This window comes from Zobellia roscoffensis, from assembly GCF_015330165.1.
Taxonomy (GTDB): Bacteria; Bacteroidota; Bacteroidia; order Flavobacteriales; family Flavobacteriaceae; genus Zobellia; species Zobellia roscoffensis.
On sequence record NZ_JADDXT010000002.1, the window covers coordinates 4,638,726 to 4,651,831 of the forward strand.

Annotated in this window: 12 protein-coding genes; 3 read left to right on the plus strand and 9 right to left on the minus strand. The window is 37.9% G+C overall.

The window, feature by feature from the left end; genetic code table 11:
• Positions 1 to 14: 14 nt before the first annotated feature.
• Together IWC72_RS18860 and IWC72_RS18865 are read left to right on the plus strand one after the other, a co-directional pair.
• Positions 15 to 1,103 (plus strand): M42 family metallopeptidase, encoded by a 1,089-nt coding sequence (locus tag IWC72_RS18860; protein ID WP_194530862.1) that lies wholly within the window; start codon positions 15 to 17, stop codon positions 1,101 to 1,103.
• Between the two features lie 44 nt (positions 1,104 to 1,147).
• Positions 1,148 to 1,696: an NUDIX hydrolase gene (locus IWC72_RS18865; protein ID WP_194530863.1), complete on the plus strand. Its 549-nt coding sequence runs from the start codon at positions 1,148 to 1,150 to the stop codon at positions 1,694 to 1,696.
• A 31-nt stretch (positions 1,697 to 1,727) separates the two neighbouring features.
• On the opposite strand, the gene IWC72_RS18870 is transcribed toward IWC72_RS18865, so the two are convergent.
• From IWC72_RS18870 to rpsF, 8 genes are all read right to left on the minus strand, one after another.
• Entirely contained in the window at positions 1,728 to 2,162 is a 435-nt protein-coding gene (locus IWC72_RS18870; protein WP_194527726.1) for an RbsD/FucU domain-containing protein, read from the minus strand.
• 79 nt (positions 2,163 to 2,241) lie between these two features.
• Positions 2,242 to 3,012: an SDR family NAD(P)-dependent oxidoreductase gene (locus IWC72_RS18875; protein WP_194527727.1), complete on the minus strand. Its 771-nt coding sequence runs from the start codon at positions 3,010 to 3,012 to the stop codon at positions 2,242 to 2,244.
• 145 nt (positions 3,013 to 3,157) lie between these two features.
• Complete coding sequence (gene hisS, locus IWC72_RS18880) at positions 3,158 to 4,537, minus strand: histidine--tRNA ligase (RefSeq protein ID WP_194530864.1); 1,380 nt, start codon at positions 4,535 to 4,537, stop codon at positions 3,158 to 3,160.
• 103 nt (positions 4,538 to 4,640) lie between these two features.
• Entirely contained in the window at positions 4,641 to 5,114 is a 474-nt protein-coding gene (locus IWC72_RS18885) for a DUF6495 family protein (RefSeq protein WP_194527729.1), read from the minus strand.
• Positions 5,115 to 5,178: 64 nt separating this feature from the next.
• A complete protein-coding gene (locus IWC72_RS18890; protein WP_194530865.1) occupies positions 5,179 to 8,358 on the minus strand; it encodes a TonB-dependent receptor in 3,180 nt (1,059 codons plus the stop codon).
• Positions 8,359 to 8,461: 103 nt separating this feature from the next.
• Positions 8,462 to 8,914: a 50S ribosomal protein L9 gene (rplI, locus tag IWC72_RS18895; protein ID WP_194527731.1), complete on the minus strand. Its 453-nt coding sequence runs from the start codon at positions 8,912 to 8,914 to the stop codon at positions 8,462 to 8,464.
• Positions 8,915 to 8,926: 12 nt separating this feature from the next.
• Positions 8,927 to 9,223: a 30S ribosomal protein S18 gene (rpsR, locus tag IWC72_RS18900; RefSeq protein ID WP_013991412.1), complete on the minus strand. Its 297-nt coding sequence runs from the start codon at positions 9,221 to 9,223 to the stop codon at positions 8,927 to 8,929.
• Between the two features lie 6 nt (positions 9,224 to 9,229).
• Entirely contained in the window at positions 9,230 to 9,568 is a 339-nt protein-coding gene (gene rpsF, locus IWC72_RS18905) for a 30S ribosomal protein S6 (RefSeq protein ID WP_194527732.1), read from the minus strand.
• A 228-nt stretch (positions 9,569 to 9,796) separates the two neighbouring features.
• On the opposite strand from rpsF, the gene IWC72_RS18910 reads away from it, so the two are divergent.
• On the plus strand, positions 9,797 to 10,489 hold the full coding sequence (locus IWC72_RS18910) for a LytR/AlgR family response regulator transcription factor (RefSeq protein ID WP_194527733.1): 693 nt from the start codon (positions 9,797 to 9,799) through the stop codon (positions 10,487 to 10,489).
• A gap of 156 nt (positions 10,490 to 10,645) precedes the next feature.
• Here the strand turns inward: IWC72_RS18910 and priA are convergent, their stop codons facing one another.
• Complete coding sequence (priA, locus tag IWC72_RS18915; protein ID WP_194530866.1) at positions 10,646 to 13,102, minus strand: replication restart helicase PriA; 2,457 nt, start codon at positions 13,100 to 13,102, stop codon at positions 10,646 to 10,648.
• Between the last annotated feature and the right edge of the window lie 4 nt (positions 13,103 to 13,106).

Sequence of the window (13,106 nt, forward strand, 5' to 3'; positions counted from 1 at the left end):
CAAATATAAACTTAATGGCTACAAAGAAAATTCTTACCAAAAAATCATTGGATTTTTTCGAAAAATATTTAAACAATGCGGCTCCTACAGGCTATGAATGGGAAGGTCAAAAAATATGGATGGATTACATAAAACCATATGTAGACACGTTCATTACTGATACTTACGGCACAGCTGTTGGAGTCATTAACCCGGACGCCAAATTCAAGGTTGTAATAGAAGGCCACTCAGATGAAATTTCTTGGTACGTGAACTATGTTAGCGATAACGGACTGTTGTACGTAATTAGAAACGGTGGTAGTGACCACCAGATTGCCCCTTCTAAATGGGTGAACATTCATACGAAAAAAGGAATAGTTAAAGGAGTTTTTGGATGGCCTGCCATTCACACGCGCGATAAAGGAAAAGAAACACCTCCTAAATTGGACAATATTTTTATTGATATAGGTGCCAAAGATAAAGAGGAAGTGGAAAAAATGGGCGTTCATGTAGGATGTGTTATCACCTATCCAGACGAGTTTCAAGTATTGAACGGCGATAAATTTGTTTGTCGTGCTATTGATAACCGTGCTGGTGGTTTTATGATTGCGGAAGTTGCACGTTTGCTTCATGAGAATAAAAAGAAGTTACCTTTTGGACTATACATTACCAACTCTGTTCAGGAAGAAATAGGTCTTCGTGGCGCAGAGATGATAACACAGACCATAAAGCCAAACGTAGCTATCATTACAGATGTATGTCATGATACGACAACACCAATGATAGATCAAAAAACACAAGGCCATACTGAAATAGGTTCAGGACCTGTAATCTCCTATGCTCCAGCAGTTCAGAATAAATTACGCGAACGCATCCTTGATACTGCTGAAACAAATAAAATTCCTTTTCAGCGTATGGCGGCTTCCAGAGCTACGGGAACTGACACCGATGCTTTTGCCTATAGTAACGGTGGTGTAGCTTCTGCACTTATATCATTACCGTTGCGTTATATGCACACCACCGTAGAAACGGTTCATAGAGATGATGTAGAAAATGTAATTAAATTGATTTACGAAACACTCCTGACCATAAAAGAAGGAGAGACTTTTAGTTATTTCGATTAAAACCAATTATAACCCTCCCTAAAAAGGAGGGTTTCTTTTTTATTATGGACGAGCTAATTGATATACTAGATTCCGACGGAAATTACACGAACAAAACGGCAATGAAATCTGAAGCACATCGTAAAGGATGGTTTCACCCTACCGTCCATGTTTGGTTCTACACGATGGATGGCCGAGTTCTAATTCAACAAAGGTCCAAAACAAAAGATGTCTTCCCTCTGCTCTGGGATGTCTCTGTTGCCGGACATATTGGTGCTGGAGAGGATATTGAAATTTCCGCAGTTCGTGAAATTGAGGAAGAAATAGGGCTGACCATTACTCCGGAAGCACTAGAAAAAATAGGTGTTTTTAAATCTATTCACAGACATTCTGAAAATTTATTGGATTGCGAATATCATCACGCTTTTTTATGTGAGCTTAAAGTGCCATTACACAAACTTACAAAACAAGAAAGTGAAGTAGAAGACCTCTCTTTAATTTCACTTGTTCAATTCTCGCAAGAAATATGGGGTCTTGCCCACCTGCAAAAATATGTTCCTCATAGTACAGAATACTATAGGGCTATAGTTAAGGCTATAAAAAACAGATTATAATAAATGGCAGTTATAAAAAAAAAGCTACTCACTAAAAACCACGCTCTTCTGCCATTTTAACAACACCAACCGTAAGTATTAAATTTGCGAAACGGCGCTGCTCTCCTGTTTGAATGATTAGTGTAGTATTAGGATTTCTTATTTTATCATAAAAAGCCCAACGTTCCATCTCATCCCATGTAACATCACCCAATAACTTTTTATAAGCATCGTGTATTTCTGCATTTGCTTCTGCAGGTTTTTCCATAACAATTGCACCTTGAACGGGACAAACTTCTAGTATACCTTCTAAAACTGTAAGCGCATCTAACAGTCCAGGACGAAAATTAAGATGTACAGTAACAGAATTAGGGCCTGTCATAGCACCTACCGGCAAATTACCATCTGCAATTACAACTTGTGCAAAATGACCTGAACGCGCAAGCGCCTCCATGATTGTCGGATGTATTACTGGAGTCTTTAGCATAATTTGAGTTTTAGAAACAAACCACCAGAAGCTAATTATCTTCCGGTGGTAATGTGTTTAAACGATTGATTACAAATCATTACATATTATAAACACCGCCATTGATGTCTAATGTAGCGCCAGTAATGAAACCATCATATTCAGAAGCTAGAAATAAAACCGCTCGGGCTACGTCTGCAGCATTACCTGCGCGCTGAATTGGAATACCCGCCGTTGTAGCATCTGCAGATTCTTTTGTAGTATGCGTATTATGAAACGAAGTGCCAAGAATAAGACCTGGAGCTACTGCATTAACACGCGTACCCTGTCCTCCCAATTCTGTTGAGAGTGCTCTTGTGAAGGTTAAAATGGCACCTTTACTTGTAGAATAAACGAGCGACCCAGGATGCCCGCCTTTACGGCCAGCAAGAGATGCTAAATTAACAATACTACTATTGTTATTTTTTGCTAAAAAAGGAGCTGCGGCGCGTGTCACGAACATCATAGATGTCATATTGATATCCATAACCTTATGCCAAAAATCAGCTTCCATATCACTCAGCATTTTACGGGCCACCAGAGAACCTGCATTGTTGACGAGTACATCCAAGCCCCCTAATTCTTCTACTGTTTTTTCCACCATTGCCTTGGCATCGGCTTCTTTGGTTAAGTCGCCACTTATAGCAATTGCCTTTTGCTCTTTGCTAATTGCATATTCCACCAATTTGTTTGCAGTATCGGAGCTAGAAAAATAATGAATTGCAACATTGGCACCACTATCAATGAAGTGTCTAGTGATTGACTCACCAATGCCCTGAGCGCCAGCAGTAATTAGAATGTTTTTTCCGGTTAGTTTATTTTTATTTGTCATAGTATTCTAAAGTTACTAGGTTGATTGTTATTATATTGAAAACGATTCTTATCTATTATGCAATTAAAAATCGCTTCAACAGACATGGACAAAACCAAAGATAAATAAAAATGATGCAGTACTCCCCTACCAGTTTAATACTGAACTATGATAGACGTTTTACAAAAGCCTCCACTTCATTCAAATTATACTCTTCTTGAGAACCTTCTGCCATGTTTTTAACTACAAAAGAATTATTTTCTAACTCTTGCTCACCAATCAAAATTACATACGGTACTTTTCTGTTATTGGCGTATTTAAACTGCTTCTGAATTTTAACGTTTGATGGGTATACATCTGCTTTTACTTGATTCTTCCGTAATTTAGATACAAGTTTTAAAGCCGCCAAGGCTTCTTGGTCTCCAAAATTCAGACAAAGCACCTCTAAAGACTGATCAATACTTTCTGGGAAGAGCCCTAATTCTTCTAATACTAAATACGTACGATCTAAACCGAATGAAATACCCACTCCACTAACATCCTTTAAGCCAAAAATTCCCGTTAAGTCATCATAACGACCACCGCCACCTATAGAGCCCATTTTTACACCCTCTGGCGCCGCTACTTCAAAAATAGCACCCGTATAATAATTGAGCCCACGTGCCAAAGTTACATCGATAGAAAGATTAGCGGACTGAAGTCCCATTTCTTCAATGGTACTCACAATAAAAGTAAGCTCTTCAACCCCTTTGCTTCCGGTTTCGGAATCTTTTAAAAGCTCTTTTAAAGCTTCAAGCTGTTCTAGGTTGCTTCCAGAAAGTGAGAAAAGTGGTTCCACTTTGGCTATTGCCTCAGGAGTAAGTCCCCTTTCCGCCATTTCTTTCTTTACCCCTTCTTCACCAATTTTATCCAACTTATCCAAAGCAACGGTAAAATCTATGAGGAGGTCTTGTGCACCTATAACTTCTGCAATACCGGAAAGTATCTTTCTATTGTTCAGTTTGATATTGACACCTTCTAATTTTAAATCAGTAAAAACGGCATCGTATAACTGCACAAATTCTATTTCCTGTAATAAAGAATCGGAACCGACTACATCTGCATCACACTGAAAAAACTCACGGAAACGCCCTTTTTGGGGTCTGTCCGCACGCCAAACCGGTTGTATTTGATAGCGTTTAAAAGGAAAATCTATTTCATTCTGGTGCATGACCACATATCGGGCAAAAGGCACTGTTAGGTCATAACGTAGTGCCTTTTCTGAAATCTTAGAGGTAAGCAAATTCGAATCCTTCGATGTATATGAAGCATCATCAACCTTATTCAAATAATCTCCTGAATTCAAAATCTTAAAAATCAAGCGATCACCCTCATCACCGTATTTACCCATTAAAGTATCCGAGTTTTCAAAAGAAGGGGTTTCAATAGGCTGAAATCCAAAGGTCTGAAAATGCTTTTTTACGATATCAAAAATATAATTCCGTTTGATGACTTCGGAAGGGGTAAAATCTCTTGTTCCCTTTGGTATGCTTGGTTTTTGTGCCATTAGATATAATTGTGGTGCAAATATAAAATTTTAGAAAGAGGCACTCTTTGTTTACTAGATAAACAAACAGCCTATTTTCAATAAAGTAAAGTAGATTTACGTATTATGATTCAATGACGTTATCAAACCATTGATACAGGTCTCCTTTGGTGATAACGGCCCCTTGCTGAATAAGCTGAAACTTATCTAGATTTTTATCTTCCGTATATGCCTTGGATGCAGTTAAATACTCTACAAAATCTGACTGCCAGTTCTTTTTAAACCAAGAAAAACCAATTGTAGTATTCAAATCAATTGCAGGATTCATGACCTTAACAGAAATCAATTTCATTTCCTTTTCCGCTAAATGAAAAAGATGCATCTGTTTTTCGGAAATATTCTCTAGATACTCCACTTTGGCAAGCACACCTTCCCAAACCAAATCACTGAAAACATCAATTTCATCTTCGGCCACTTCTGGCTTATTGGTTTTGATTTCCTCCCATTCATCTCCTGTAATGGACTGTGTAGCCAAAAAGTTTATAAACTCTTGATGCAGTTCTTCTAGTTGCTGCTTTGTAAGCCTCGTATATTTCATTCTGCAAAAATAAAAAGACCGTACGATAAGTACGGCCTTTGTTTCAAAAAATATGAATTAGTTTTTAGAAAATATAACGTAAACCAAATTGCATCTGCCATCTAGAGAACAAGCTTGAATCATAACCAAAAGTTTCTGTAAGTTGTTCATTAAAAGTATAGGTAGGAACATTATTAGTATCTACTGTTACAGATAACGGGTTAAGACTATTAGGTTGCTGAATAACACCCCAATCACTATTAAGCATGTTTCCAAAGTTCAGAATATCGATGCTGAATTGAATAGTATGTACTTTGTCTTCTGATACATTAAAACGATAATCTTGCAGGAACTTTACATCCCACTTTCCTCTCCATGGCGCAAGTGCTCCATATCTATCAAAATATTCTCCCCTATTATCACTCATATACTCATCTTGCTGAATAAAGCGTTCAAAAGCATCTGCCTGACCCACACCTGAGAATTGCATTTGTTGCACTTCTGCACTAGTAGGAATGTACAATAAGTCATTATTCTGAAATGAACTATCGTTATTTATGTTACCGGCATAGGTATAATTGAACCTTCCTCCTTGGGCGTATTCAAAGAATGTAGAAATAGTGGTAGACCACTTATTGTTATTTCCATAATTGAATTGCTTTGCCGCAGCACCGATTACCCTATGCGTATCCCCATATTTTGAGTAAGATAAAACATCTTGATTGGCATCTCCTAAATTAGGGTTAAAATCAAAAGCATCGCCAGTAATTTCTGCTTCAATAGAATTTACATCTTGTGCATTTAAATAGTTATAGGCAACGCTTGCAAATAAACCGTTATCCCAAGTCTTCTGTGCTTTTAAAGAAGCATTCCATATTCTTCCTTTATCTGAGTTAGTAAATACATAAGCGTTATTCCCTTTATCTGTAGCAGCATAAATAGGTCTATTATCGCCTGGAGCATTTAAAGTTGCCGAAGGATTTCTCAATCCCCAGTTCTGAACATGAGCCCCATTTAAATCTTTAGTATACGAAACATCTGCTGTTAAAATAATACCACTATCAAATCTATGATCTGCACCAATATTAGTACGCCATACTTGTGGCCATTTGAAATCTGGATCTACGATTTGATAGAAAAACGAATCTAACCCCTGCACTTGGTTCCCTAGCCAAACAAATGGAAAACGACCCGTGAAGACACCGCTGCCACCACGTATTTGAGTAGTTTGGTTTCCGTTAACATCCCAGTTGAAACCAACTCTAGGAGAAATAAGAAAGTCATTGTTAGGCAACGACTCAGAATCCAATAGGGTTTCTTGATCGGTTTGTGGGTTGAAATATGAAATAGTTGGATCAAACGTAAATGGCTTTCTAGCTATATTTTCTTGAATCTTATCATCTGTGTCAAAATATAATGGTTTGTCAAAACGCACACCGTAGGTTAATTTAAAATCCGGTGTCACACTCCAATCGTCTTGTAGGTAAAAAGAAAATTGCCCCACATTAGTTTCTGCCAATGCCCAACCACCAGGATTACCAACACCTGCAGCATTACTATTTGTAAAAATGTTTTGTGCATTGGTCAAAGCCGCTGCAAGAGTTCCATCTGCAACATCTGCTTGAAACGCTGCTAAGTCAGGGTAAGATGCAAAAGCCCCTACTTCTTGAATAAAATCTCCGTTTTCATCATAACCGTAAGCCCCTAGGTTAAATGAATTATCAAATTGAAATTTTTCAAAGGACGCCCCAACCGTAAAGGTGTGGTTTCCCATGAAATAATTGAAATTATTAGTAATCTGAAAGACCTTTTGATCTAGTGTATTATTAATGGAAAAAGGTTCATGACCTGCAATTATATAATTACTTTGAGCTCCATCTTGAATTGTTATAGCGGGCATGGGAGAAGAAAACGGATTTCTAAAATCATCAAAATGAGAATACCCCACCTGAAGTTTATTTGTTGCATTTTCCCCGAAAGTAGAGTTTAGCTCCATCTGGAACGATTGGATATTATTATTTATCTCATAACCCGTATTTTCAAATTGCAACACCTGCACATTTGGACCTCTAACACCTAAAGCAGTAGGGTGAGCCGGCTTTTCTTTTGAAGAATTTAAAAAATTATAAATTAACGCCAAACGATGATTATCGTTTATGTTCCAATCTAACTTAAAAATACCTTTTGTAGATTCAGCACCGTATGTAAATCCTTCATATCGGCCTGTATCATACCCTAAACCTGCCAATGCAGACTGTACCGTAACCAAATCACTTTCTAATACCCTTGATTCGTTAATTGCCCCTGAACCAGTATTTGGCACCCATCCACTGGTTCCTAAATCATCTCTTTGATCACGTTCAAAATTCGCAAAGAAAAAGAGTTTGTTCTTTATTATTGGACCGCCAATGCTAACCCCATACTGGTTTTGTTTTAAATCTGGCTTTACTACATCTTCTCCTCTAATCTTTCCTCCGGTAAGGCTTTCATTTCTAAAAAAACCATATACACTCCCGTGAAACTCATTTGTACCACTTTTGGTAACCGCGTTAACCGTAGCACCAGTAAATCCTGATTGAGTTACATCATAAGGCGCCAAAGAAACCTGAATCTGGTCAATCGCATCCAAAGAGATAGGCTGCGAACTTGTCTGACCACCTGGACCTGAAGCATCCAAACCAAACGGATTTCCAAAGAAAGAACCATCTAAAGAAAAGTTGTTGTATTGGTCATTACGACCACCAAAAGAAAGACCACCAGTACCAGGGGTACCCGAAGCACTCGGCTCTAACCTTGTAAAATCCTCCGCAGACCTAGAAATAGTTGGTAATTTGGTAAGCTCTCTTCTACCAACGCTTGTTTCCGAACCTGTACGATCACTTCCAAATGTTCCTCCACGATCCGAAATAACCACTACTTCATCAAGCGCCTGACTTTCTGTAGCAAGAACAACATCTAAAGTAAATGTTTTTCCTAGGGATAAATAGATTTCATCCAAGCTTTGCTCTTTAAATCCTACATAAGAAACGGTTACCGTATATGGCCCGCCCACTCTAAGGTTAAGAATTTTAAAAAGGCCATCCTCATTAGTAATGGCTCCAGACTTAGTGCCAGTTGGAGTGTGCACTACCACTACGTTTGCACCTAAAAGAGGAAGGTTTTGATCGTCCACCACCGAACCGCTCATGTTGGAGGTTGTGACTTGTGAAATTGCGCTAAAGAAGGTGAAAAATAGCACAAGACTTAAATGAACTTTGTAAGACATAATCATCTGTTTGAGTTAGTCTTACAAAAATAGAGCAAAAAAAAAGAGCTATGCAAGCATAGCTCTTCTAAGTTATCATTAGGTTATTAACGTTCTATTAACGTTATTTTTTATCTGCAACAACCTCAAAAGGGAAATCTACTATTACTTCCCTGTGTAATCTAATTTGTGCATTGTAAGGACCAGTACGTTTAACGGCACCACCTTGAATGCTAATAAACTTCTTGTCTATGCTGTGACCTTCTTTTTCAAGAGCGGCAGCAAGATCAATTGTAGTAACAGATCCGAACAATTTGTCCGCAGCACCTGTTTTAGCAGAAATTTTCATTTCCAAAGCTTTAAGAGCCTCGGCAGTTTTGCTTGCAGCATCAACCACTTTTTTCTCTTTATGAGCTCTTTGTTTTAAGTTCTCTGCCAATACCTTTTTTGCAGAAGCAGTAGCCATTGCAGCTAAGTTTCTTGGAATAAGGTAATTTCTACCGTAACCATTCTTTACGTTTACGATATCATCTTTAAAGCCTAAATGCTCTACGTCTTGTTTTAGTATAAGTTCCATCTTGCCTTAAATTTATTTTAATAAATCTCCTACGTATGGCATCAAAGCCAAGTGACGTGCTCTTTTGACCGCTTGAGCCACTTTACGCTGATATTTTAAAGAAGTACCGGTAAGTCTTCTAGGTAACAATTTACCTTGCTCGTTTACCAACTTCATTAAAAAGTCTGCGTCTTTGTAATCGATATATTTAATACCTGATTTCTTGAAACGGCAATACTTCTTTTTAGTATTGGTCTCAATGTTCAATGGAGTCAAATAACGGATTTCACCGTCTTTTTTTCCTTTTGCTTGTTGTTGTAATGTTGCCATAATTCCTTAAGCTTTAGCTTTTAACCTTGTTCTTCTTTTCTCAGCCCACTCAATTGCGTGCTTGTCTAACTTCACTGTTAAAAAACGCATAACACGCTCATCTCTTTTGAACTCTTGCTCATAAGGAGTGATAACTTCACCAGTGTTAGTAAATTCGAACAAGTGGTAAAATCCACTTTTCTTGTGTTGGATGGCATAGGCCAATTTCTTAAGTCCCCAGTTTTCTTTGGAGACCATCTTGGCGCCATTCTTAATTAAGAAATCCTCAAATTTCTTAACTGTTTCCGCTATCTGATCATCAGAAAGCACGGGATTCAAAATGAAAACAGTTTCGTAATGGTTCATAAATATATATTTTTTAGGAGCGCAAAAGTAAGAATATTTATGAGACTTTACAAGAAAACGGAAATTTCTTCGTTATACTTTGATAATCCTAAAATCTTACAAAACCAAATCTTAACCTATGTCATTACAAATTACACAAAAAAGCACACCTACTTTACAATATTATTGTATTTAAACCGCTTTTTTTAGTATTTTGTCGATGATTTAACCCCACAAATCGACCCATTTATGAAATTAAGAAGTATTATCGTAGACGATTCGTCCATGCAACGAATGGCAGTCGCGAAGCTTGTAAACAGTCATCCCAATCTTGCTATGGTGGCCGAGTACAGCAATGCGATTGAAGCCAAAAACGGCATCAAGAACAACGAGATCGATCTTATTTTTCTTGATGTTGAAATGCCTATCATCAGTGGATTTGACCTACTCGAATCCTTAGAAAACAGTCCTCAAGTAATTTTGATTACAGGTAAGCCAGATTATGCCCTTAAAGCATTTGATTACGATGTAACCGATTATTTGCACAAACCTATTACGCTTGCCAGATTTGACGCTTCTGTAAAAAGAGCGGTAGCCAAATATGAGCAACTACATAAAGTACAAGAAGACGAAGAGCATATATTCGTAAAGAGCAACCTTAAAAAACGTAAGGTAATTTTAAACGATATTAAATGGATAGAGGCTCTTGGTGACTATATTAAACTAGTTACTGACGAAGCTAACATTGTTATCTTGTCTACCATGAAATCATTTGAGCAGCAATTACCGGAAGATAAATTCTTACGTATTCACAAATCCTACATTGTGAATCTAGAGAAGATAGAAAAATTCAACAGTAAAAATGTTGAAGTTAGCGGAAGGTCTATTCCTCTCAGCAGGAATAAAAAAACCGAGTTGGCAGAAGCACTTGCCAATGTCTAGCACTTCTACTTTAAAACACAAATCCCGAACATTATATAATGTTCGGGATTTTTTTTGCTTGATAATCGAGATTAAATGCTCCTAGGCTTGCTTCGAAATAAAAGTGTATTCCTTTTAATGCCTCATGGGCTTGCCCTAAGCTAGCTTACTTTACCTTTATATATGATCTACATTATATATTACCCGTACACTACGGTATTGAGCTACGGAATTAAAAGACTTCTCTATTTTCTTAATGGCGAGTTTCGTTTTTACCACAGATTGCGAATGCGGAATCTTAATCAAGATATTTTTTAGGTACTGGTTTCGCACCCTGGCCACTGGTGGATATTCAGGCCCTAGCACATTACCCCCTAAAGTTGTTCTCAAAGCTTTCGCAAACCATTCCGTTGCTTCATTTAAACGATTGTATTCTTTATGCTTAAACGTAATTTTTATAATCCGGTTGCGGGGAGGGTACTTGTATTGCTCCCGCTCATACAATTGTTCCTTAAACATGGTATCATAATCATGCGTAGATACTTGTTGCAATATCTGGTGATATGGATTATAACTCTGAATTAAAACTTTACCTCTTTTTTTTGTCCGTCCTGCCCGCCCGGCCACTTGCGTTAACAACTGGAAGCAACGTTCATGTGCCCTATAGTCTGGAAAATTCAATAAAGAATCGGCATTCATTATACCCACCAAGCTCACGTTTCTAAAATCGAGTCCTTTGGTCAGCATCTGAGTCCCTACAAGAATATCCATTTCTTGCTGTTCAAATGCCGTAATTATTTTCTCATAACCATGTTTACCACGCGTTGTGTCCAAATCCATCCGCCAGGTCTTCGCATCCGGAAACAAGGTTTCCAATTCCTTTTCTACCTGTTCGGTTCCAAAACCTTTGGTGTCCAACGTTGGGCTTCCGCAGGCTTGACAACTTTCTGGCAGCGCCATATGATAACCACAGTAATGACAACGCAATTGTTTTTTATACTGATGATACGTTAAACTCACATCACAATTAGGGCATTGTGGTGAATGCCCACAAGTGGTGCATTCAACTATAGGGGCATACCCTCTTCTATTTTGGAATAAAATAACCTGCTCCCCTTCTTCCAGCGCTTCTTGAATAGCTAGAAATAAACGTTCGGAGAAATGACCTTTCATTCTACGCTTCCTGCTCTGTTCTTTTAAATCTACCAATTCTATATCCGGCATAAGAACATTACCAAAACGCCTTGTAATAGTTGCATACCCGTATTTACCTATTCTAGCATTATTAAAACTTTCAATACTTGGCGTAGCAGAACCTAAAAGAATATTGCTATTGTGTAGTTTGGCCAACACTATTGCGGCGTCCCGAGCATGATACCTAGGTGCTGGATCAAATTGTTTGAAAGAACTCTCATGTTCTTCATCAACCACTATAAGGCCTAAATCCGAATATGGTAAAAACAAGGCCGAACGAGCTCCTATTACAATTTGCGCTTTATCCTTTTTGGCCAGAACATTGTTCCAAACTTCCACCCGCTCCTGAACGCTATATTTTGAATGATATACTGATACCTTTTCGCCAAAATACCCCTGTAGACGAGAAATAAGCTGTGTTGTTAAGGCTATTTCAGGAAGTAAATACAACGCCTGCTTCCCTTTTTGGATACATTCCTCAATTAAACGTACATATACTTCCGTCTTACCGGAAGATGTGACCCCATGAAGCAATGTTACCCTTTCTTCCTGAAAACTCTTTGAGATATCCTCAAAAGCTTTTTGCTGGTATTCGTTCAAAGCTTTTAGAGCATAGTTATCTTCCTCGCCTTCATAATTTACACGATCCGTTCTAATGAAATATTCTTCTAAAATATTTTTATCAATGAGCGATTTTATAACCGCTTTTGAACCTCCACTCGCCTGCTCTAATTCCGATATTTTTATGGGTTTTTTATTTGTAGCCTGTAATTGAAATAAAGAAAGTACAACCTGGCTCTGCTTTGGCGCTCTAGATAAATCGTTCAATAAAGCTTCCAATTTCTCTTCATCAAGATATTCTTCTCCCAGCTTCACATAACGAACCAATTTAGGTTTGTACTGGTCGTACATCTCCTCCTTTAAGAGAATAACACCTTTTTCTATAAGTCGATTTAAAACAGGTAGGATATTCTTTCGGTCTATAATAGCACTGACTTCTTGTACTTTCAACAACGGCTGATGCTGTAGAGCCTCAAAAACCAAAAACTCGTCATCCTCTAAAATGGACTCATCCACTTTACTACTATCATTCCTAAGAATAAGAGTTTCACTCTCTAACAAAAAAGCTCCAGGAACCGCACTTCTGAACACCTCGCCAATAGTGCACATATAATAATCTGCAATCCACTGCCAATGTTTTAACTGAATAGAGTTGATAATAGGATCTTCATCTAAGATACGGTCTATCTCCTTTGCCTCATAAACCACTGGGGCATTGGTATGCACTTGATGCACCAAACCCGTATAAATTTTAGACTTTCCAAAAGGAACGCCTACGCGCATACCCGGACGCAAAAACTCAGCTTCCGTTTGGGAGATAGCATAGGTAAAAAGTTTCTCTAAAGGAATCGGTAATATTACGTCAATAAAATACTGCATACTT

What these genes read in the sequence shown, in the direction of transcription:
- IWC72_RS18860 (WP_194530862.1), top strand. Translation starts at nt 15, where the DNA reads ATGGCTACAAAGAAAATTCTTACCAAAAAATCATTGGATTTTTTCGAA.
- IWC72_RS18865 (WP_194530863.1), top strand. Translation starts at nt 1,148, where the DNA reads ATGGACGAGCTAATTGATATACTAGATTCCGACGGAAATTACACGAAC.
- IWC72_RS18870 (WP_194527726.1), bottom strand. Translation starts at nt 2,162, where the DNA reads ATGCTAAAGACTCCAGTAATACATCCGACAATCATGGAGGCGCTTGCG.
- IWC72_RS18875 (WP_194527727.1), bottom strand. Translation starts at nt 3,012, where the DNA reads ATGACAAATAAAAATAAACTAACCGGAAAAAACATTCTAATTACTGCT.
- hisS (WP_194530864.1), bottom strand. Translation starts at nt 4,537, where the DNA reads ATGGCACAAAAACCAAGCATACCAAAGGGAACAAGAGATTTTACCCCT.
- IWC72_RS18885 (WP_194527729.1), bottom strand. Translation starts at nt 5,114, where the DNA reads ATGAAATATACGAGGCTTACAAAGCAGCAACTAGAAGAACTGCATCAA.
- IWC72_RS18890 (WP_194530865.1), bottom strand. Translation starts at nt 8,358, where the DNA reads ATGTCTTACAAAGTTCATTTAAGTCTTGTGCTATTTTTCACCTTCTTT.
- rplI (WP_194527731.1), bottom strand. Translation starts at nt 8,914, where the DNA reads ATGGAACTTATACTAAAACAAGACGTAGAGCATTTAGGCTTTAAAGAT.
- rpsR (WP_013991412.1), bottom strand. Translation starts at nt 9,223, where the DNA reads ATGGCAACATTACAACAACAAGCAAAAGGAAAAAAAGACGGTGAAATC.
- rpsF (WP_194527732.1), bottom strand. Translation starts at nt 9,568, where the DNA reads ATGAACCATTACGAAACTGTTTTCATTTTGAATCCCGTGCTTTCTGAT.
- IWC72_RS18910 (WP_194527733.1), top strand. Translation starts at nt 9,797, where the DNA reads ATGAAATTAAGAAGTATTATCGTAGACGATTCGTCCATGCAACGAATG.
- priA (WP_194530866.1), bottom strand. Translation starts at nt 13,102, where the DNA reads ATGCAGTATTTTATTGACGTAATATTACCGATTCCTTTAGAGAAACTT.